Raw genomic sequence first — 20,598 nt, 5'->3', positions numbered from 1 at the left:
AGGCAAATGCCGGACGTAGCCTGTCGCACTTCACCACCTGGTGGCTTGGCGTTCCGGGGGAGGGGAGTAGACTGCATCCCGAATCGTCACGGTTTGGAGATAATAACGATGAAAGCACGTGTACTTCCTCTGGCGCTGCTGTTTGCCACTCTGCCCAGCTGGGCTACTACCCCTGTTCAGCTCTCCCTGCCTGGGGTGAATCTGCCCTCTGATAATCAAGTCAAGGGATTGCGCTTGTCCGCTTTGTATGGTCGTACTAGCGATGTGAGCGGTGTTGATATCTCTTTACTGGGCCTGTCCGATACCGACAGCTTTACCGGTGTTCAGCTGGGTGTCTTCTTTGGCGCCGGTCATGTGCGTAGCCAATTCAAAGGGGTTGCACTGGGGCTGGCCAACTGGCACGAAGGGCATGACACCGGTGTCAACGTGGGTCTGGTTAACCTGACCAACAATGTTGAAGGGCTTAACTTCGGTGCGGTCAACGTGGCCAAGGGGAACGCGCTGGCCAACGTGGGCCTGGTCAACTATGCCGAGCGCACCACCTTCCAGCTTGGTTTCATCAATGCCACCAAGCATCTTGATGGCTTGCAAATCGGTCTGGCCAACTACGCGGAAAACGGGATCTTCCCGCTGCTGCCGCTGGTTAACTTCAAGAAATCCTTCTGATCCTCTTCACCTGCCAGATCTCATCCGTTACCCTGCGCAGCCATGGTGCTGCGTAGGGTAATGAGGATGTTTGATGCGATCGGGTTGGGCTGGGATGTCGGTGGCTGGCAAGGACAGTCACAAGCGATCGCCGCAGTAGGATGGCGGCGTGGTGAGCCCCTCCAGTGGTTAGGGATCTCCACGGCATTTCGATTAAGTTCACGCTCCACGCCGACGCTTACCCATTTGCTGATGCCGGCGCTGCGTAGCGAAGAGCGCCTCTCCTGGGTGTTATCAGCCCCTGCGGTGACGCTTGGGGTGGATGCCCCTCTGGCTTTTCCCCGTGCGTTATGCGCGCTGCTCCAAGGCAAGGAGACGGCGCCACCCCTCATTCCCGAACGTGAAATCGACAACCCCTATGCATATCGGGAGTGCGAGCGCTGGCTGCATCAGCACTACGGCAAGAAGCCACTTTCAGCCAGCTTCGATCGGCTGGGCAACAATGCCACGCTGGCGATGGCACTGCTACGAAGCTGGAATATCCCCATCGTACCGGTACAACCATATCGGGAGGGGATGGTTGCGATAGAGACCTATCCGGCACTGGCAAAGCCTAATGGCAGAAGAGGCCAGGCAACATCCGCACTGCACGCCCTGTTGCCAGAAGCGGTGATGGCTGGGAGCGATCCTTACGACGCGGCGCTTTGCGCGCTGATGGCCCTGCAACATGCGGCCGGGGGAGGGTGTGATGCGCTGCCAAGCCTGGTCTTTGCGCCTCCCGAGATGCCGAAAGAGGAAGGGTGGATCTACCATTTCGCTTCGCGATAAGCCGATTGGTTATGGTGGCTCTGTGCTGTCCATATCTCGGTTGGCGGGGCGCTGGATCTCTGATCCTCACGCCGTCATGGCAAAAGATCGGCCGTTGTCATCAAGTGCGAGGGGCGTAGGAGTATAATGTATGCCATCACACTAGTGTTTGTTATAAAAAGTGAGAGACAAACGAGGGCCACCTCTGCAACCCAATCTCCATCCATTTTCCACCAGCATGTCGAGCGTGGGGCGATAAGGGGTGAAAGCGGTTGACCCTCTGTCAGCCATATGCCAGCCTCGTCTTCGTCAATACAAGCGTGGAAGCAAATAATAATGGCGCAACATAGCGAGGCCGTGACGGCCAAATATCGACTCGATTATCAGGCTCCTCACTATCTGATCGACACACTGGATCTGGATATTCAGCTCGGGGAGGAGCAGACCCACATCACCGCCATCTCCCGGGTTCGTCGCAATGGTGAACACAACGAGCCGTTGCGACTCGACGGGGAGGCGTTAATCCTGCGAGCCATTGCCGTCGACGGCAGACCGTTTGCCGATTATCGGGAGGTCTCGGGGGGGCTGGAGCTTTCCAATCTGCCGGCCGAATTCGTACTGACCATCGAAACCGAGATCAATCCTGCCGCCAACACGGCGCTCGAAGGGCTCTACAAATCCGGGGATGCCTTCTGCACCCAGTGCGAGGCCGAAGGCTTCAGGCGCATCACCTATTACCTCGACCGGCCGGATATCCTGACCCGCTACAGCACCCGCATCAGCGCCGACAAGAGCAAGTATCCTTATCTGCTCTCCAACGGCAATAAGGTGGCGAGCGGCGATCTCGACGGTGGCCGCCACTTCGTGCAATGGCAGGATCCCTTCCCCAAACCCAGCTACCTGTTTGCGCTGGTGGCCGGGGACTTTGACGTGCTGCGCGACACCTTCACCACCCGATCCGGACGCGCGGTGGCCCTTGAGCTCTTCGTCGACAAAGGAAATCTGGATCGGGCCGGTTTTGCCATGGAGAGCCTCAAAAAGGCGATGAAGTGGGACGAAGAGCGCTTTGGCCTCGAGTATGACCTCGACATCTACATGATCGTGGCGGTCGATTTCTTCAACATGGGGGCGATGGAGAACAAGGGGCTCAACATCTTTAACTCCAAGTTCGTGCTGGCCAACCCCGCCACCGCCACCGATCTCGACTATCACGGCATCGAGCGGGTGATCGCCCACGAATATTTCCACAACTGGACCGGCAACCGCATCACCTGCCGCGACTGGTTCCAGCTCAGCCTCAAAGAGGGGCTGACCGTGTTTCGCGATCAGGAGTTCTCCTCCGACGTGGGATCGCGCCCGGTCAATCGCATCAACAACGTGCGCACCATGCGCGGCCCCCAGTTTGCCGAGGATGCCGGCCCCATGGCCCATCCGATCCGCCCGGATGTGGTGATCGAGATGAACAACTTCTACACCCTGACCGTCTACGAGAAGGGGGCAGAGGTGATCCGCATGCTGCACACCCTGCTGGGGGAGGAGAAGTTCCAGGCCGGTATGCGCCTGTATGTTGCTCGTCACGACGGCACGGCCGCCACCTGCGAGGATTTTGTGGCGGCGATGGAAGAGGCCTCCGCCACCGATCTCAGCCGATTCCGCCGCTGGTACAGTCAATCGGGGACGCCCGAGCTGACCGTGCGCAGTGACTACGACGCGGCGCGCCAGGAGCTGCGCCTGCATGTGACCCAGCATACGCCGCCGACCCTGGATCAGGCCGAGAAGCTCCCCCTGCACATTCCTCTCGATATCGAGCTCTACGGTGCCGATGGGCGAGTGCTGCCGCTTATCATCGACGGGCAGACGCAGCATCAGGTGCTGGATATTCTGGAAAACGAGCAGACCTTGGTCTTTGAACAGATAAATGAGCCGCCCGTTATCTCTTTGCTGCGCGACTTCTCCGCGCCAGTACGCCTCGATTACCCCTATAGCGAAGCAGAGCTGGCCTTTCTCATCCGCCATGCTCGCAACGACTTCGCCCGCTGGGATGCGGCGCAGATCCTGCTCAACCAGGCGGTGGTCACCAATGTGGCACGGGTGCAGCGCAATGAAGGCATACATTTCTCCCCGACGCTGCTCGCCAGTTTTGCCAGCGTGCTGGACGATGAGCGCCTCGAGCCGGCCTTCAAGGCCGAGCTGCTGACCCTGCCGGGCGAGGGGACCTTGGCCGAGTTGTTCGAGCAGGCCGACATCGATGCCATCCATGCAGTGCGCCAAGCCTTGCAACAGGCACTGGCCGAGGCCTTTGGGCCGAGTCTGACCAACTGGCATGCCCGCCTCAAGGCGGAACGCTTCGAGATAAGCCACGCGGCGGCGGCCAGACGGGCGCTGCGCAACGTACTGCTGGGCTATCTGGCGGCCCGCGATGGGGTCGGCGCCGATAGCTTGGTGGCGGCGCAGGCTCGTGAAAGTGACAACATGACCGACCTGCTGGCCGCGCTACAGGTGGCCAATGCCTTCCTGTTGCCTTGCCGTGAGCCATTGCTGGCTGAGTTTGAACGCAAGTGGGGCCACGATGGGCTGGTGCTCGACAACTGGCTGCGGCTGATTGGCACCAAACCGGCAGACAAGGTGCTCGATGAGATCAAAGCGGCGATGGCCCATCCGACCTTCAGCATTCGCAATCCAAACCGGGTGCGTGCGCTGATCGGCAGCTTTGCCGCCAGCAATCCGGTGCAGTTCCACGCCAAGGATGGCAGCGGATATCGCTTCCTGACCGATCAGCTCATCGTGCTCAATGAAGTGAATCCGCAGACTGCCTCGCGGATGATCACGCCGCTGATCCAGTTCAAGCGGCTCGATGCCGGGCGTAAGGCCCTGATCCGTGCCGAGCTGGCGCGCCTTGCGGCCCTGCCAGGGTTGGCGGTCGATCTGTTCGAGAAGATTGACAAGGCTCTGCAACAGTCATGAAGAGGGGCGGCGTGAGCCGCCCTGGTTTTTGAGTGACCTATGAAACAGTACACCTTCCGACTCACCCTGCCCGCCGACGAGGTCCTGCGCATCTACCAGGGGCAGGCGCGCAAACTGATCGTACGCAGCGATCAGGGGCCAGTGCTGGAGCTGGCGGCCGAGCGGCTGCGCCCTTTTGTCACCCCTGAGGGGATCTACGGCCGCTTTTTGCTCAAGACCCAGGATGACCATCGCTTCCTGGCGCTGTCGCGCATTGAGTAACAACTCAGTCACATTCTTCCCGTCACTGCCGACGTGTACATGGTAAAACCCACACATAGGCAGTGACTTTGCCTGTTATCTTGCTTATCAAGTAGCATATCTCACGAATCAGGTTGTGATCCTGCCCGTATTTTTAACACCTTGTTATCACCTCGTCTCGCCATGTTGCATGCTTGGGATTACACTCGCGCTGACCCTAGTACCCAGAGCGACATCCTGTCGTCGTGCGGTGTGAAGTCCGCTAAGGAAAACCACAATGGCATTAAAAGACGCCCCCATTTCCGTCCTGCTTGAAAACGTTATCCAGCTTGTCTCCCAGAAAGTGTCTGCTACCCGCGCCCCCTTGGTGGAGTGCTTTGTTGCCAAGCTTTACGGCAACATGGGCAGCGACGATCTCGTCGATCGCAACAACAGTGATCTGTACGGTGCGGCCATCAGCCTGTGGAATGCGCTCAATGAGCGCAAACCCGCCGGTCCCTGGATCCGGGTTTACAACCCGGAGCTGACTCGTCATGGCTGGCAGTCGCCGCACACCATCGTCGAGATGATAGTGCCGGACAGCCCCTTCCTCGTGGACTCCTTTCGCATGGCGCTCAAGCGCCTCGGCATCACCTCGCACATGATGCTGCACCAGCCGCTGCATCTGGTGCGTGGGAAAGAGGGGGAGGTGAGCGAGATCCTCGGCATGGGCAACACCGATGGCCAGACATCGGTCGAGACCATCTTCCTTATCGAGATCGATCGCCTCACCGATGACGCCCAGATGGCGGCCCTTGCCACCGAGCTTCACTCGGTCGCCGACGAGGTGGCGCTGGCGGTGGGTGACTGGCTTTTGATGCAAGATAAGCTGCAAGGCATCATCGACGAACTGCCGACCCGAGCCTGCCCGAATGCGCGTGAGGAGATCGATTCGGCGGTGGCGTTTCTCAAGTGGGTGGCGGCGCACAACTTCACCCTGATGGGGTATCGCCGCTATGACGTCAAGACGGTTGAAGGGGATCACGAGATCACCCCGGTGGCGGGCTCGAGTCTGGGATTGATGAAGAACTCGGTCAAGGAGGGCGGGATGCGTCTGGGGGCCATGCCGGCCAGCGCCCGTCATGCGGCCCTGAGCCAGGATCTCTTGATCCTCACCAAATCCAACAGCAAATCACGGGTGCATCGCCCCGCCTACATCGACTACATCGGCATCAAGCGCTTCGATGAACAGGGTAAGGTGATCGGCGAAGATCGCTTCATCGGCCTTTATGCCTCCTCCATCTACAACACCAGCGCTACCCTGATCCCGCTTATCAACCGCAAGGTTGAGCGCATCATGGCGGCCTCGGGCTTTGAGAAAGGCTCCCACGCCTACAAGGCGCTGCTCAACGTGCTCGAGACCTATCCCCGCGACGAGCTGATCCAAGCCAGCGAGAGTGAGCTGCTCGATACCGGGCTCGGCGTGCTGGAGATGCAAGAGCGCGACATGCTGCGGCTGTTTGTGCGCCGCGATGTTTACGGCCGCTTCTTCTCCTGCATGGTCTATGTCACCAAGGAGCGTTACAACACCGCGCTGCGGGTCAAGACCCAGCAGATCTTGCAACACTACTTCGGTAGCCAGGAGGAGGTGGAGTTCAACGTTTACTTCACCGAAGGGGTGCTGGCCCGCACCCACTACATAGTGCGCGTCAACAACAACAACGTGGATGTGGATGTGAACGAGATCCAGAACAACCTGATCGAAGCGGCCCGCAGTTGGGATGATCGCCTCGATGCCGTGCTGCTCTCCCATTTTGGCGAGGCCCGTGGCAATACCCTGCGTCGCCGTTTCAGCGCCGCCTTCCCGCGCGCGTATAAAGAGGAGGTGCTGCCGGGCTCCGCCGTGGCCGACATCATCCAACTCGAAGCGCTCGATGAGCAGAGCCCGCTCGGTATGCAGTTTTATCGTCCGCAAGAGGAGAGTGACGCGCGCAAGGTGCGCCTCAAGCTGTTCCAGCAGCATGAGCCTATCCACCTCTCCGACGTGTTACCGATGCTGGAGAACATGGGGCTGCGCGTGATCGGCGAGACCCCTTACCAGATACGCAACGCCGCCGGTGAGCGGTTCTGGATCCTCGACTTTGCCATGATCTTCACCGGCAAGGCGCTCGATTTGGAGGAGTGCCAGTCCCGCTTCCAGGAGGCGTTTGCTGCCGTGTGGTACCAGCGTCTGGAAGATGACGGCTTCAACCGCCTGGTGCTCGGCGCTGGCCTCAGCGGGCGCCAGGTCTCGGTGCTGCGCGCTTATGCCAAGTACATGCGCCAGACCGGCGTCTCTTTCAGCCAAGCCTATATCGAGGAGACCCTGACCCGCTATCCCGAGATAGCCCGCGCCCTGTTTAGCCTGTTCGAGCTGCGCATGAACCCGGCGCTCCCCCGTGACGAAAAGGCGGAGCAGGCGTGCCATGGGGATCTCATCGCTTGCCTGGATCAGGTGGCCAACCTCGATGACGATCGCATCATCCGCCGCTACATGGAGATGATTGAGGCCACGTTGCGCACCAACTTCTACCAAAAAGAGGGGACAGGACAGGAGAAGCCCTACATTTCGTTCAAGCTGGCGCCGGCCACCATCTCCGAGATGCCGCTGCCGCTGCCCAAATTTGAGATCTTCGTCTACTCCCCCCGGGTCGAAGGGGTGCACTTGCGTTGGGGCAAGGTGGCGCGCGGCGGCCTGCGTTGGTCCGATCGCAAAGAAGACTTTCGTACCGAGGTGCTGGGGCTGGTCAAGGCCCAGCAGGTGAAGAACACCGTCATCGTGCCGGTGGGCGCCAAGGGGGGCTTCTACTGCAAGCAGATGCCAGCAGGAGCCAGCCGCGCCGCCATCTTGGAGGAGGGCAAGGCGTGCTACCGCCTGTTTATCCGCGGCCTGCTCGATGTGACCGACAACATCATCCAAGGAGAGGTGATCCCGCCCAAGGCGGTGGTGCGCCACGATGAGGATGACTACTACCTGGTGGTGGCCGCCGACAAGGGCACCGCCACTTTCTCCGATATTGCCAATGAAATTAGCCAAGAATACGGCCATTGGCTCGGCGATGCGTTCGCCTCCGGCGGCTCGGTCGGTTATGACCACAAGAAGATGGGGATCACCGCGCGCGGCGCCTGGGAGTCGGTCAAGCGCCACTTCCGTGAGATGGGGGTTGACTGCCAGAGCACGGACTTTACCTGTGTCGGGATTGGCGACATGGCCGGCGACGTGTTTGGCAACGGCATGCTGCTCTCCCGGCACATCCGCCTGGTGGGCGCCTTCAACCACATGCATATCTTCGTGGATCCCAACCCGGATGCGGCCAGCAGCTTCACTGAGCGCCAGCGTCTGTTTGAGTTGCCCGGCTCGACTTGGGACGATTATGACCAGCGCCTTATCTCCCAAGGGGGGGGCGTCTTCCCGCGCTCGGCCAAGTCGATCACGCTCTCGCCCGAGATGCAGGCGCTGCTGCACACCGACAAGGCCAGCATGGCCCCGAACGATCTCATCAAGGCGCTGCTCTGCCTCGATGTGGATCTGCTGTGGAACGGCGGTATCGGCACCTATGTCAAGAGCAGCAAGGAGAGCCACGGCGAGGTGGGGGATCGCAGCAACGATGGCCTGCGGGTCAATGGCGGTGAGCTGCGTGCCCGCATTGTGGGCGAGGGGGGCAACCTCGGCTTTACCCAGCGCGGGCGCATCGAATACGCCATGCAGGGGGGGCGCATCAACACCGACTTCACCGACAACGTGGGCGGGGTGGATTGCTCCGATAACGAGGTGAACATCAAGATCCTGCTCAACCAGTTGGTGGCGGCCGGCGAGCTGACCCTCAAGCAGCGCAACCAGTTGCTCTATGAGATGACCGAAGAGGTGGCGCAGATTGTCATCAACAACGCCTACCGCCAGTCCCAGTCTATCTCGGTCACCACCTATCGCGGTGACGAGCAGCTCAAGGAGCAGCAGCGCTTTATTCAAAGCCTGGAGCGGGAAGGCAAGCTGGATCGGGCGCTGGAGTTTCTCCCCAGTGACGAGGAGCTGGCTGAGCGGATGGCCGCCGGACAGGGGCTGACCCGCCCCGAGCTGGCTGTGCTGGTCGCCTATGGCAAGATGGTGCTCAAAGAGCAGCTCAATGTGCCGGAGATCACCGAAGATCCCTTCTTCGCCCGCATGTTGATCAAAAGCTTCCCCACCTTGCTGCAACAGCGCTTTGCGGACGCCATGGCGCAGCATCCGCTGCGCCGCGAGATTATCGCCACCCGGGTGGCCAACCTCCTGGTTAACGACATGGGGCTCAACTTTGCCAGCCGCATGAAGGATGAAACCGGCGCTAGCGTGGCCGAAGTGGCGCTCTGCTTTGCCATGGCGCGGGAGGTCTTCGGCTTCGATGCCCTGTGGCGAGCCATTGAGGCGCTCGATAACCGGGTGAGTGCCGATATACAGCGGGAGATGATGTTCTACAGTCGCCGCATTTTGCGCCGCGCCACGCGCTGGTTCTTGCGCGCCCGTAATCGTAACTGGGGTATTGAGGAGACGGTGGCCTTCTTCCGTCCCGCCTTCGAGCAGCTCGCCGAACACCTTTATGAGGTCATGGAGCCAAGCGAAGTCGACGAGCACAAGGAGAGCGTGGCCCGTCTGGTTGGGGAGGGGGTACCCGAGGCGCTGGCTCGCCAGGTGGCCCACATGAGCAGCCTCTTCTCTGCTCTGGATCTGGCTCAGGTGGCCGCCGAGCAGCAGGTGGAGGTACTGCGGGTGGCGGATGTCTACTATCGTCTCGGCGCCCGGCTCGAGCTGCACTGGTTCTTGACTCAGATCAACCACCAGCCGGTGGCCAACCACTGGCAAGCGATGGCGCGCTCTGCGTTTCGTGAGGATCTCGACTGGCAGCAGCGAATGCTGACGTCGGTGGTGTTCGAAGGGTGCAAAAATCAGGGCGAATGCGCTACCATACTGGCCGACTGGATCACGGAGCATGAACAACTCCTGTCCCGCTGGACCCATATGCTGGCTGACTTTAAGACCACCAATACCCATGAGTTCGCCAAGTTCTCGGTGGCTTTGCGGGAGTTGAACCTGCTCCAGTTGAATTGCCGAGCATCGGCATAAAGACAACAAGCCCCGGCATTCGCCGGGGCTTTTTCAAGGAGCCACCATGTTTTACCCCCTCGCCAGACACTTCCTGTTCAAGCTCGATCCGGAAGTGGCCCATGAACTCTCCATCAAGCAGCTCTCCCGCCTTCAGAACACCCCCTTCGATCGTTTCTTCCGTCAGACCTTGTTACCGCGCCCCGTCACCGTCATGGGGCTTAATTTTGCCAATCCAGTGGGGCTGGCGGCCGGACTGGACAAGGATGGGGAGTGTATCGATGCCTTTGGGGCCATGGGGTTTGGCTTCGTGGAGGTGGGCACGGTGACGCCGCGTCCGCAACCCGGCAACGATAAGCCGCGCCTGTTCCGGGTTATTCCGGGCGAGGGGATCATCAACCGCATGGGATTTAATAACAAGGGGGTGGATCACCTGGTTGAAAACGTGAAAAAGGCGCGTTATCAGGGGATCATCGGGATCAATATCGGAAAGAATAAAGATACGCCGCTCGAACAGGGTAAGGATGATTATCTTATCTGCATGGACAAGGTCTATGACCATGCCGGTTATATTGCGGTGAATATCTCTTCGCCCAATACCCCAGGGCTGCGTCAACTTCAATATGGCGATGCCCTCGACGATCTGCTTTCTGCACTCAAAACCCGTCAGGGTGAGTTGGCTGAACGTTATAAAAAACATGTTCCGCTCACGGTGAAAATTGCCCCGGATCTTTCCGATGAGGAAATTGTCCAGGTTGCCGATTGTTTTGTTCGCCATCAAATTGATGGGGTGATTGCCACCAATACCACCCTCGAGCGAGACATGATTTATGACATGCCTCACGCTGCCGAAGCCGGTGGGCTCTCTGGCCGTCCGTTGCAACCACGCAGCACCGAGGTGATCCGTAAACTCGCGGCCGAGTTAAACGGATCCATGCCGATCATTGGCGTCGGTGGCATCGACAGTGCCATGGCGGCTCGTGAAAAGATGGCGGCCGGAGCCAGTTTGGTCCAAATATACAGTGGCTTTATTTACAAAGGACCTGACTTAGTGAAAGAAATCGTGATGAATATTTAATAACTGAGCGCCCTTGAATTGAAATCGCTCGACATCTCTGCATAAAATGAGAGCCATTGCTGGTTTTAGTTCAAGGGCACCCCATGATCATTCAACCTAACGATCTCTGGCGCTGGAGTTATGATGCCCAGAGTGATCGCCTGATGTTGGATTTATCCGATCGCATGTTGTTCGCCACCGAATATCGGGGCAAGCAACTGGTGCCTGCTGCATTTACTAGTTGCGCATTTTGCGTTGATGATGCCGCACTCTATTATTCCCTGCTCGACCAAGCACAGGCGCTCGATTGGAGTGCTCCTGCCAAAGTACAACTCATTCTTAATGCCGTGGCCGTGCGCCGTTTCTATAAACCCTTGATGCCGCAAAGCTGGTATTTCCGTGAATATGACCAATCCTATCCTTCCACCACGGGGGCGTTGGTGATCATGGAGTGTGAAGGACGCGAGGCGCTCTTTATGGTGGTCGAGGAGGGGGAGTACGCCAGTGTCTGCATTAACCTCGAGCAGGAGCTGATGCTGGCCGGCCACAAATCCTTTCCCCGTTTTGCCGTTATCAAGGTCATGAACAACCGCCTGCGCGGCTGGGAAGCGCCCGAAATCTCGCTGGCGCAGGCCGGGTAGCAAAAATCTCGGTTTCCCGCTTGCGTGGGCGCAGCATCTGCGCCCGCTTTGCGTTATAATACCGGCCTTTTTATGGCATCCCCGTGAGTGTGATGAAACAATTCTTTGCAACCTGCCCCAAGGGGCTGGAGGGCCTGCTCGCCGATGAGCTCAGTGGGCTTGGCGCGAGCGAGGTTCGCGAAACCGTCGCCGGTGTTCACTTCAAGGGCGAGCTCGAGCAGGCCTACAAGGCCTGTCTGTGGAGCCGCCTTGCTTCCCGTATCGTACTGGTGTTGGCCGAGTTCTCGGTTGAAGACGACCTCGATCTCTATCTGGGCGTTCACACCCTGCCGTGGGAGCAGCACTTCCCGGCCAGCGCGTCTATTGCCGTGGATTTTACCGGCACCAGCGCCACCATTCGTAACACCCAGTACGGCGCGCTCAAGGTCAAGGATGCCATCGTCGACCGTTTCCAAAAGCGCAGCAGTGCGCGTCCCGATGTCGACAAGAAGCAACCAGACATCCGCATCCTCGGCCACCTCGGCAAGGGCAAGGTGAACATCACCCTGGACTTGTCGGGCTCGGCGCTGCACCAGCGCGCCTACCGTCAGGGTACCGGCGAGGCTCCGCTCAAGGAGAACCTGGCCGCTGCCATGCTGCTGCGCAGCGGCTGGGCCGGCGAGGCCCTGCTCGACCCCATGTGTGGCTCGGGAACCTTGCTGATCGAGGCGGCCTTCATGGCCGCTGACGTGGCGCCTGGCCTCAATCGTCCGCGCTGGGGCTTTGAGAAGTGGCTCGGCCACGATCCCGAGCTGTGGCAGAGCCTGATGATGGAAGCCCAGGTGCGCGCCAAGCGTGGTCTTGGCCGTGTCGGTGGCAAGATCATGGGCCGCGACAGCGACGAGCGGGTGCTGGCCAAGGCGCGCGCTAACGCCAAGGCGGCCGGGGTGGGGCACCTCATCCAGTTCGCCGTGGGCGATGCGGTGCAGCTCTCCAACCCGCTCAAGGGCAGCGAAGAGGTGGGCATGCTCATCTGTAACCCGCCCTATGGTGAGCGCTTGGGCGAGTTCCCGGCCCTCATCGAGGTGCACCAGGCCCTCGGCGATGCCTTGCGCCGCGAGTTCCAAGGGTGGAAGGCCTCGATCCTCTCCGCCTCGCCTGAGCTGCTTAGCTGCCTGCGCCTGCGCGCCGACAAGCAGTACCGCCTATTTAACGGCGGCATCGAGTGCCAACTGCGCAATTATCAGATCGCCCTCGACTCGGTTGCCTCCAATAAGCAGGTGGCAGAGGATTTTGCCAACCGCTTGAAGAAAAACCTCAAGGGGCTGGAGAAGTGGGCCCAAAAAGAGGGGATCGAGTGCTATCGCCTCTATGACGCCGACCTGCCCGAATACAACGCCGCTATCGATCGCTATCGCGACTGGCTGGTGGTGCAGGAGTATGCGGCGCCCAAGGACATCCCGGCCCAGAAGACCCGCCAGCGCCTGCTCGACATGGTGCAGGCCGCCATCACCGTCACCGGCGTGGACGGGGAGAAGGTGGTGCTCAAGGTGCGCGAGCGTCAGGAAGGCAAGCAGCAGTACCAAAAGCTGGCCGAAGAGAAGCAGCGCTTCGAGGTGAGCGAGTACGGTGCCAAGCTCTGGGTCAACCTGCACGACTACCTCGATACCGGCTTGTTCCTCGATCACCGCACCACCCGCCGCAAGCTCGGCGAGATGGCCAAGGGGGCTCGCTTCCTCAACCTGTTTGCCTATACCGGCAGTGCCACCGTGCACGCGGCGCTGGGCGGCGCGCGCGAGAGCACCACGGTCGACATGTCGCGCACCTACCTCAACTGGGCACAGGACAACATGCGTCTCAACGGCCTGACCGGCCGTCAGCACCAGTTTGTGCAAGAAGATTGCCTGCAATGGCTGAGCGAGGCGCAGGGGCAGTACGATCTCATCTTCATCGACCCGCCCACCTTCTCCAACTCCAAGCGGATGGAGTCGACCTTCGACGTGCAGCGCGATCACCTGATCCTGCTTGGTCACCTCAAGCGTCTGCTGGCGCCGGAGGGGACCTTGGTCTTTTCCAACAACAAGCGCCACTTCAAGATGGACATGGAGGGGGTCGCCGAGTTGGGGCTCAAGGTGCAGAACATCAGCAAGCAGACCCTGCCCAAGGATTTTGAGCGTAACCCGCAGATCCATAACTGCTGGCTCATCCATCACGCGAAGGATGCATGCTGACCCTGTTTCACACCGACGGTTGCCACCTCTGTGAGGAGGCTTGGGCCCTGCTGGAGACGGCAGGGCTCACCGAGCGCACCTGCCGGCGCGACATCATCGATGATCCGGCATGGCTGGCGGCTTACCGGGTGCGCATTCCGGTGCTGCGTGACGAGGCCGGGCGCGAACTTGGCTGGCCGTTCGATCTGGCGGCGCTGCGCCGCTTTACCGCTTTACTCCCTTAAGGAATCACGATGGCTCTGTTGACCCTGCACGGCGCCTGCCTTTCGTTTAGCGATGCCCCCTTGCTCGATCACGCCGATCTGCAAATCGAGCGTGGCGAGCGCCTCTGTCTGGTGGGCCGCAACGGGGCGGGCAAGTCCACCCTGATGAAGATCCTGGCCGGTGAGATGGCCCTCGACGATGGTCGCCTCATCATCCAGCAGGATTTGAAAATCGCCCGTCTTGAGCAGGACCCGCCGGCCTCCAGCGAGCACAGCGTGTTCGACTACGCCGCCGAAGGGCTCGCCGAGGTGGGCCAGCTGCTCAAGGACTACCACCACGCCTCCTTGTTGGTGGCCAAAGACCCCAGCGATCAGCACATCCGTACCATGAGCCGGCTGCAAGAGCAGCTCGATCACTGCCAGGGCTGGCAGTTTGAGACCCGCATCAATCAGGTGTTGCAGCTGCTCGATCTCAACCCCGATGCGCGCCTCTCCAGCCTCTCCGGCGGCTGGCTGCGTAAGGTGGCGCTGGCCCGAGCCCTGGCCGGGGATCCTGATCTGCTGCTGCTCGATGAGCCGACTAACCACCTGGATATCGACGCCATTCAATGGCTTGAGAACTTCCTCAAGGATTTTCGCGGCGCCATCGTCTTCATTTCCCACGATCGGGAGTTCATCCATCGCCTGTCGACCCGGATCATCGATCTCGACCGTGGCCACATCACCTCTTGGCCGGGGGATTACGATCAGTACCTGACCGGCAAGGAAGAGGCGCTGCGGGTTGAAGAGCTGCAAAACGCCGAGTTTGACCGCAAGCTGGCCCAAGAAGAGGTGTGGGTGCGTCAGGGGATCAAGGCCCGCCGCACCCGTAACGAGGGGCGGGTGCGCGCCCTCAAGGCGATGCGCATGGAGCGCCGCGAACGGCGCGAGCTGCAAGGCAAGGCCCGCCTCAAGATGGAAGAGGCGAACCGCTCCGGCAAGCTGGTGTTCGAAGCCGAAGGGGTCAACCTCGCCTTTGACGAGAAGACCCTCTTTAGCAACCTCGAGCTGCTGGTGCAGCGTGGTGACAAGATTGCCCTGGTCGGTCCCAACGGCTGTGGCAAGTCGACCCTCATCAAGTTGCTGCTCGGTGACATCGAGCCGGACGCCGGCTCGGTGCGCCGTGGCACCAACCTTGAGGTGGCCTATTTCGACCAGTACCGCGAACAACTCGATCCGGATCAGACCGTGATGGAAAACGTGGGGGAGGGGAAGCAGGAGGTGACAGTGGGTGGCCGAACCCGCCACATCCTCGGCTATTTGCAGGACTTTCTGTTTGAGCCCAAGCGTTCGCGCACGCCGGTACGGGCGCTGTCAGGGGGGGAGAAGAACCGCCTGCTGCTGGCCAAGCTGTTCTTAAAGCCCAGTAACCTGCTGATCCTCGATGAACCGACTAACGATCTCGATGTCGAAACGCTCGAGCTGCTCGAAGAGCTGCTGGCCGATTACCCGGGCACCCTGCTGCTGGTCAGCCACGATCGCCGCTTTATCGACAATACGGTGACCGGTTGCTGGCTCTTTGAAGGGGATGGCCGGATCAACGACTATGTGGGTGGCTACGCCGATATGATGGCCACGCGTGCCCAGCAGGCGCCGGCTCCTGAGGCCATGGCCAAACGGGCAGAGCCTGTCGCAGCCCCCTCTGAGCCGGCGAAAAAAAATCGTAAACTTTCTTACAAGTTGCAGCTGGAGCTGGATAATCTACCGGCCAGACTCGAACAACTCGAGCAGGAGATTGCTGCACTGCAGGAGGAGATCAACCAACCCGGATTCTTCACCTTGTCCACCGAGCAGACCCAGTCCAAGCTGGATGCGCTCAGTGCGGCCGAGGTTGCATTGGACCAAGCATTCTCCCGTTGGGAGGAGCTGGAAGCACTAAAACAACAGGATTGATAACGAATGAACAAGCAATTTACGCTGCTGGCCTTGCTCATTGGGGCATCCCTGCAGGCTCAGGCTGCTCAGGATCCTTTCTTTACCATCACGGAAGATAGTGCAGGGAGCGCAAGCAAAGGCTACGAAGGGCCGTGGGCGATTGGGATCAGCAAGCAGGGTGATGCCCTGTTGACCCTGCACACCGACAACGATGCCGGCTCTTACTTCTCCCGTGCACCGTTCGCCAATTTCCTGGTCGATCGCTTCAACTTCGAGCCGGGCTGCCTGCTGGCCAGCTCGGTCTGTAACAGCTACTGGGACGATCAGGTGCACCGCACTTACCAGTGGCGCATTGACAACCTCAACGGTGGCAGTCAGCGCGAAAATACGGGCGCTTTCAGCGGCGATGAGAACGATGGCATCGTGACGGCGCTCGGCGACACGTCCGATGACTACGTCGGTTACAAGATGGCAACGGCTCCTTATAAGAGCGATGGTTACTATCATGTGCGCACCGCCTTTGCCAGCGTTGCCGGCAATCAGGTCGATCTGAACGCCAAGTTCACCCTGACCAATGACAGCGGCAGCGCCGTCAACAGCCTCTCGCTGCCCAACAGCATGACCAAGCTGGATGACCGCTACATCGTGGCCGGTACCGTGGCCGTGACCGCAGGCTCCGACAGCTCGTTTAAGAACTGCTACGGCGGTAACAGCGACAAGAGCGGCCATTTCACCTACTGCCCTGGCTTTGATACCCAGGCTGCTTTCTGGGTACTCGACAGCTCGGGTGACAATCCGCAGCTGACCGTGGCCCCGAGCTACTACCGCGCCGATAACAGCGTGCTGGAGACCGCGGCAGCCACTGGCCTGGCCGAGTACAACGGCAAGCTCTATGGCGTCGGTTACTCTTCGACCGGTGAGGCGGGCTCTAGCACGCTTTCCGGACGTAACGTCGCGGTGTACTGGGATCTGACGCTCAGTGGCAACACCCTGAGCTTTGGCTCGCTGAGCAAGGTGCCGTTGGCGCTGGGTGAGCCGGGTCGGGGTGACAAGAAGATGCGCCACTCCTGGGCCATCGGGGTCAACAGCGCCGGCTACGTGGTGGGCAACCAGCTCTATACCACCAACAAGAACCGCAACCGCCCGACCGAAATGTTCGTCTACAAGATCGGCCAGAGCGGCAATGCGGTCATTCCGTTTGAGAATGCGCCGGCCGAGGGGGCTAACTCCCAGGCGGCCGCCATCAACGATCACAGCATGGTGGTCGGCTGGCGTGATGCCCGCAACTACACCAGCCCTGTGGTGAGCGGCACCAACCGTCTGCAAGAGGCCTTCCTCTACAATGCCGCCAGCGGCAGCGCCTGGTACCTCAACGATCTCATCTGTGGCAAGAGCGACAGTGGCAGTAAGAACTGCGCCGTACAAAGCAGTGGCAAGTACTACCACATCACCTATGCCAACGGGATCAGCGCTGACGGCAGTATCGCCGCCACCGCTTATCGCTACGACAACGAGACCGATCTCAACAAGAAGCAGAACGGTGTTGTGGTGAGCATCAAGATGAGCCCGGCGGTCGCCGATTTCACCAGCATCGACAGCAAATACGTGGTCTCGAACCCGCCTGTCGTGCAGACCGCAGCGGAAGAGAGTGAGAGTGGCGGTGGTGGTGGCAGCCTGTTCTGGCTGACGCTGCTGGCTGCGCCTTTTGCATGGTGGCATCGTCGTCACTAAAACTTAATCCACTTCAACATCTTGCGTCATCAAGACCCATGATGGGGAAGAATGGATTTGACCCTGTCAGATGATTGGGATAATGATGGAAGTCGACCGATTAAAAAACGGTCGACTTTTTTTTCCACGATGAGAGGGTCAACAGGATGAAGAGACAGAAACGAGACCGTCTGGATAGAGCTCGAGCTCGTGGGTATCAAGCCGGGGTTACCGGCAAAAACAGGGAGTCGTGTCCGTATCAATGCCTCGATGCGAGAGGCCAGTGGCTGGGAGGATGGCGCGACGCCATGGAAGGGCGGGGCTCAGGCCTCTTCATGAAGTAACCCATTACAACGACAAGGGGCCCAGCGGGCCCCTTGATCATTGCACTCGAGCTTAGAAGCTGCTGGTGTCCTTGAACAGGCCCACCTTCAGGTCGGTTGCGGAGTAAATGGGACGACCATCCACTTCGACCACGCCATCGGCAATGCCCATCACCAGCTTACGGTTGATGACCCGCTTCATGGTGATCTTGTAAGTGACCTTCTTGGCGGTCGGCAGGATCTGCCCGGTGAACTTCACTTCACCAACCCCCAGAGCTCGGCCCTTGCCGGGGCCACCTTTCCAACCCAAGAAGAAGCCAACCAGCTGCCACATGGCATCCAACCCCAGGCAGCCCGGCATCACCGGATCGCCAGGGAAGTGGCAGTCAAAAAACCAGAGGTCGGGGGTAATGTCCAACTCGGCCAGGATCTCTCCTTTGCCATGCTCACCGCCGTCATCTGTGATGGTCACGATGCGATCCATCATCAGCATGTTGGGGGCGGGAAGCTGGCTGTTACCCTCACCAAACAGCTCGCCGCGGCTGCACGCGAGCAGTTCGTCGCGGGTAAAGCTCTGCTTGCCTTGCTCACAGAGGGAGGGGCGGGGAGCGGTCATGTTTTCGGTCACGGATCAATCCTTCTCGTTGGATAACTCAATGCCGGGCCAATCTAGCGTACAGTTGTTCGCTAGACAACTCCGATCACTCATTTACAGGCTGAAAATCCTTCCCAGCAGGGTGCGAAGCACTCCGCGCTTAGGCAATGTGCCATTGAGTTCGTCAAGACGGGCCTGGATCCGCCCAAACAGGGTGTCTTCGATATCCGGCTCACCGGCCACGCAACCGGTCAGCAGCTCGATCGCTTCTTCCACATGGCTGACCGGATGGATATGGAACAACCCCTGCTGCACGGCCTCCAGCACCTCGTCGGATAAATTGAGTTGCAGGCGGTTGGTGGCGGGCAGGATGATCCCTTGTTTCCCGGTCAGACCATGGATCTTGCAGACTCGGAAAAAGCCCTCGATCTTCTCGTTGACGCCGCCCACCGGCTGCACATTGCCGAACTGATCGACCGCGCCGGTGACCGCAAAATGCTGATAGATGGGTTGGCGGGCGAGGGCAGAGAGCAGGGCACACAGGCCGGTCAGGGAGGCGCTGTCACCGTCAATCTCATGATAAGACTGCTCGAATACCAGATTGGCCGAGAGCGGCGAGGGGTTTTCGGCGCCAAATTTATTGGAGAGATAACCGTGAATGATCATCATCGCCTTGGCATGGATATGGCCTGCAAGCTCGGCTTTGCGCTCGATGTCGGCCACATCACCGTCTCCCAGATGCACGGTGGCGGTCAGTCGTACCGGCTCACCGAAGTCATAGGGGTGGCCGGCCACCTGGATCACCGAAAGGCCGTTGATCTGACCAATCTCTTCACCATCGCTTTGCAGCAGGATCTGACCATCGATGACACCGAGATCTGACTGCTCGACCAGGTAGTTGAGGCGAAAATCCTGCTCATTCAACGCTTCATGGATATGTTCGGCGGTGATGATGTCGGCATTGGCATCACGCGCCACGCTGTCGGCAAGGCGCATCAGGGCACTGAGCTGCACCTCGGCCAGCGAGAGCCACTCCTGGTGGTCACACAGGCGGGAGGCGTGACGACAGAGCGCCGCGACCGCTGCGGCGTTAAAATCGAGCAACTCCCAGCGATTCATCAAGCCCGCGAGGTAGCGGGTGAAGTCCTCCAGTTGCTCGGCCACATTGACCTCAGAAACCAGTTCGGCCCGCAGGAAAATCCGCTCGCTCATGTCGCGATCCAGGATTTGGAATTCGGCCACATCGAGGCGATCGCCCACCAGGATCAACTTGAGCCGAACCGGCGTCGGCTCTGGTGAGAAGAAGGGGGTGAGGGTTTTCCCTTCTTGATAGGCGTTCCAGTCCAGCAGGCCGGTTTGCATGGCATTTTTGAGCTTGAACCAGAGGTGGGGCTGATCGAGCAACTCATCTAAGGGCAAGATGAGGTAGCCACCGTTGGCCTCACGCACCAAACCGGGCTCGAGCAGGTGATGATTGGCATACACCGACCCTTGCTCAGTCTGGTAGTTGATGGAGCCAAACAGGGTGTCCCAGTTGAGATCTCGACCGAAGATAACCGGCGCCTGTTTGTCTTCATGGTGGATGAGCAGGTTGATCAGCACCGGATGCTGAAATTGCAGCCCCAGCGCGACGTGGGCCGTTAAGTCAGAGAGGAAGTCGCCAATCTTGGGATCATCATTTTGCTTGCGCATGATGCGGGTGACGAGACGCTCTGCATCCAGATGATGGTTGGCCAGTTTCAGCAGCTCGGCCACCATGTCACAGAACTCGAATCCAGAGCCAGGCTGTAGTTGCAGCCAGATGGGCTTGAACGGATTGTTGAGATTTTCGGTGAAGCAGAGGTCAAACAGATCGGCATCCTGACCTTTGGCATCTTCAATCAGTTGCCGGCAGGCTTCTTCGTAATCGACGCCAGGGAAGCCGTTGAGTAGCATGACGGGGCTATCGCCGCTGAAGTTCGCCAGGCGATGGATGCCAGAGATGGCTCTGGGCTGCAAGTCAGCAAAAGAGAGCGGTTCACACTGTGAAAGCGAGCAAAATTGTTCTGGTGAGAAGGCAGGCTTGAGTTCTTCTAGCGTTAATTCAGCCACTTATTCTTATCCATTCGATGGCGGGAGATGCAGCCATTATACACCGTTCACCTTGATGGATAATGTCTGCAAGCAAGAGGGGGCGATACTGCGTGGAAAATCG

At 59.5% G+C, this 20,598-nt stretch carries 14 protein-coding genes; 12 read left to right on the top strand and 2 right to left on the bottom strand.

Annotation, left to right across the window (positions count from 1 at the left end; translation table 11 throughout):
• Positions 1-108: 108 nt before the first annotated feature.
• The 12 genes from FE240_RS08405 (at position 109) to rmf (ending at position 17,830) form a co-directional block, all read left to right on the top strand.
• Entirely contained in the window at positions 109-666 is a 558-nt protein-coding gene (locus FE240_RS08405; RefSeq protein ID WP_193004140.1) for a VC2662 family protein, read from the top strand.
• Between the two features lie 60 nt (positions 667-726).
• The gene (locus FE240_RS08400) at positions 727-1,473 is read left to right on the top strand and encodes a DUF429 domain-containing protein (protein WP_193004139.1); all 747 of its coding nucleotides are present in this window, start codon (positions 727-729) and stop codon (positions 1,471-1,473) included.
• Between the two features lie 315 nt (positions 1,474-1,788).
• Positions 1,789-4,416, top strand: coding sequence for an aminopeptidase N (gene pepN, locus FE240_RS08395; RefSeq protein ID WP_193004138.1), 2,628 nt, complete (start codon positions 1,789-1,791; stop codon positions 4,414-4,416).
• Positions 4,417-4,455: 39 nt separating this feature from the next.
• On the top strand, positions 4,456-4,677 hold the full coding sequence (locus FE240_RS08390; protein WP_193004137.1) for a DUF2835 family protein: 222 nt from the start codon (positions 4,456-4,458) through the stop codon (positions 4,675-4,677).
• Positions 4,678-4,933: 256 nt separating this feature from the next.
• A complete protein-coding gene (locus FE240_RS08385; RefSeq protein WP_193004136.1) occupies positions 4,934-9,772 on the top strand; it encodes an NAD-glutamate dehydrogenase in 4,839 nt (1,612 codons plus the stop codon).
• Positions 9,773-9,818: 46 nt separating this feature from the next.
• The gene (gene pyrD / locus FE240_RS08380; protein WP_193004135.1) at positions 9,819-10,829 is read left to right on the top strand and encodes a quinone-dependent dihydroorotate dehydrogenase; all 1,011 of its coding nucleotides are present in this window, start codon (positions 9,819-9,821) and stop codon (positions 10,827-10,829) included.
• An 83-nt stretch (positions 10,830-10,912) separates the two neighbouring features.
• Complete coding sequence (locus FE240_RS08375; protein WP_193004134.1) at positions 10,913-11,449, top strand: cell division protein ZapC; 537 nt, start codon at positions 10,913-10,915, stop codon at positions 11,447-11,449.
• A gap of 92 nt (positions 11,450-11,541) precedes the next feature.
• Positions 11,542-13,659 (top strand): bifunctional 23S rRNA (guanine(2069)-N(7))-methyltransferase RlmK/23S rRNA (guanine(2445)-N(2))-methyltransferase RlmL, encoded by a 2,118-nt coding sequence (gene rlmKL / locus FE240_RS08370; RefSeq protein WP_193004133.1) that lies wholly within the window; start codon positions 11,542-11,544, stop codon positions 13,657-13,659.
• Complete coding sequence (locus FE240_RS08365) at positions 13,653-13,883, top strand: glutaredoxin family protein (RefSeq protein ID WP_193004132.1); 231 nt, start codon at positions 13,653-13,655, stop codon at positions 13,881-13,883. Before rlmKL ends, FE240_RS08365 begins: the two co-directional genes overlap by 7 nt.
• 9 nt (positions 13,884-13,892) lie before the next feature.
• The gene (uup, locus tag FE240_RS08360; RefSeq protein ID WP_193004131.1) at positions 13,893-15,794 is read left to right on the top strand and encodes an ATP-binding cassette ATPase Uup; all 1,902 of its coding nucleotides are present in this window, start codon (positions 13,893-13,895) and stop codon (positions 15,792-15,794) included.
• 6 nt (positions 15,795-15,800) lie between these two features.
• Positions 15,801-17,507: a DUF3466 family protein gene (locus FE240_RS08355; RefSeq protein WP_193004130.1), complete on the top strand. Its 1,707-nt coding sequence runs from the start codon at positions 15,801-15,803 to the stop codon at positions 17,505-17,507.
• Between the two features lie 146 nt (positions 17,508-17,653).
• Complete coding sequence (rmf, locus tag FE240_RS08350; RefSeq protein ID WP_084214688.1) at positions 17,654-17,830, top strand: ribosome modulation factor; 177 nt, start codon at positions 17,654-17,656, stop codon at positions 17,828-17,830.
• 52 nt (positions 17,831-17,882) lie between these two features.
• Here rmf and fabA read toward each other — a convergent pair whose 3' ends face one another.
• Positions 17,883-18,425 carry a 3-hydroxyacyl-[acyl-carrier-protein] dehydratase FabA gene (fabA, locus tag FE240_RS08345; RefSeq protein WP_042045284.1) on the bottom strand — a complete coding sequence of 181 codons (543 nt, stop codon included), beginning with the start codon at positions 18,423-18,425 and terminating at the stop codon, positions 17,883-17,885.
• 93 nt (positions 18,426-18,518) lie between these two features.
• Positions 18,519-20,495: a Lon protease family protein gene (locus FE240_RS08340; protein WP_193004129.1), complete on the bottom strand. Its 1,977-nt coding sequence runs from the start codon at positions 20,493-20,495 to the stop codon at positions 18,519-18,521.
• Between the last annotated feature and the right edge of the window lie 103 nt (positions 20,496-20,598).

This window comes from Aeromonas simiae, from assembly GCF_014892695.1.
In the GTDB taxonomy this organism is placed as follows: domain Bacteria; phylum Pseudomonadota; class Gammaproteobacteria; order Enterobacterales; family Aeromonadaceae; genus Aeromonas; species Aeromonas simiae.
The sequence above is the reverse complement of the archived record's forward strand: the minus strand, read 5'-3'. Positions and strand labels throughout refer to the sequence as shown.

Bases quoted from the DNA above. Each gene is read 5' to 3' on its own strand.
- FE240_RS08405 (WP_193004140.1), top strand. From the start codon at position 109: ATGAAAGCACGTGTACTTCCTCTGGCGCTGCTGTTTGCCACTCTGCCC.
- FE240_RS08400 (WP_193004139.1), top strand. From the start codon at position 727: ATGAGGATGTTTGATGCGATCGGGTTGGGCTGGGATGTCGGTGGCTGG.
- pepN (WP_193004138.1), top strand. From the start codon at position 1,789: ATGGCGCAACATAGCGAGGCCGTGACGGCCAAATATCGACTCGATTAT.
- FE240_RS08390 (WP_193004137.1), top strand. From the start codon at position 4,456: ATGAAACAGTACACCTTCCGACTCACCCTGCCCGCCGACGAGGTCCTG.
- FE240_RS08385 (WP_193004136.1), top strand. From the start codon at position 4,934: ATGGCATTAAAAGACGCCCCCATTTCCGTCCTGCTTGAAAACGTTATC.
- pyrD (WP_193004135.1), top strand. From the start codon at position 9,819: ATGTTTTACCCCCTCGCCAGACACTTCCTGTTCAAGCTCGATCCGGAA.
- FE240_RS08375 (WP_193004134.1), top strand. From the start codon at position 10,913: ATGATCATTCAACCTAACGATCTCTGGCGCTGGAGTTATGATGCCCAG.
- rlmKL (WP_193004133.1), top strand. From the start codon at position 11,542: ATGAAACAATTCTTTGCAACCTGCCCCAAGGGGCTGGAGGGCCTGCTC.
- FE240_RS08365 (WP_193004132.1), top strand. From the start codon at position 13,653: ATGCTGACCCTGTTTCACACCGACGGTTGCCACCTCTGTGAGGAGGCT.
- uup (WP_193004131.1), top strand. From the start codon at position 13,893: ATGGCTCTGTTGACCCTGCACGGCGCCTGCCTTTCGTTTAGCGATGCC.
- FE240_RS08355 (WP_193004130.1), top strand. From the start codon at position 15,801: ATGAACAAGCAATTTACGCTGCTGGCCTTGCTCATTGGGGCATCCCTG.
- rmf (WP_084214688.1), top strand. From the start codon at position 17,654: ATGAAGAGACAGAAACGAGACCGTCTGGATAGAGCTCGAGCTCGTGGG.
- fabA (WP_042045284.1), bottom strand. From the start codon at position 18,425: ATGACCGCTCCCCGCCCCTCCCTCTGTGAGCAAGGCAAGCAGAGCTTT.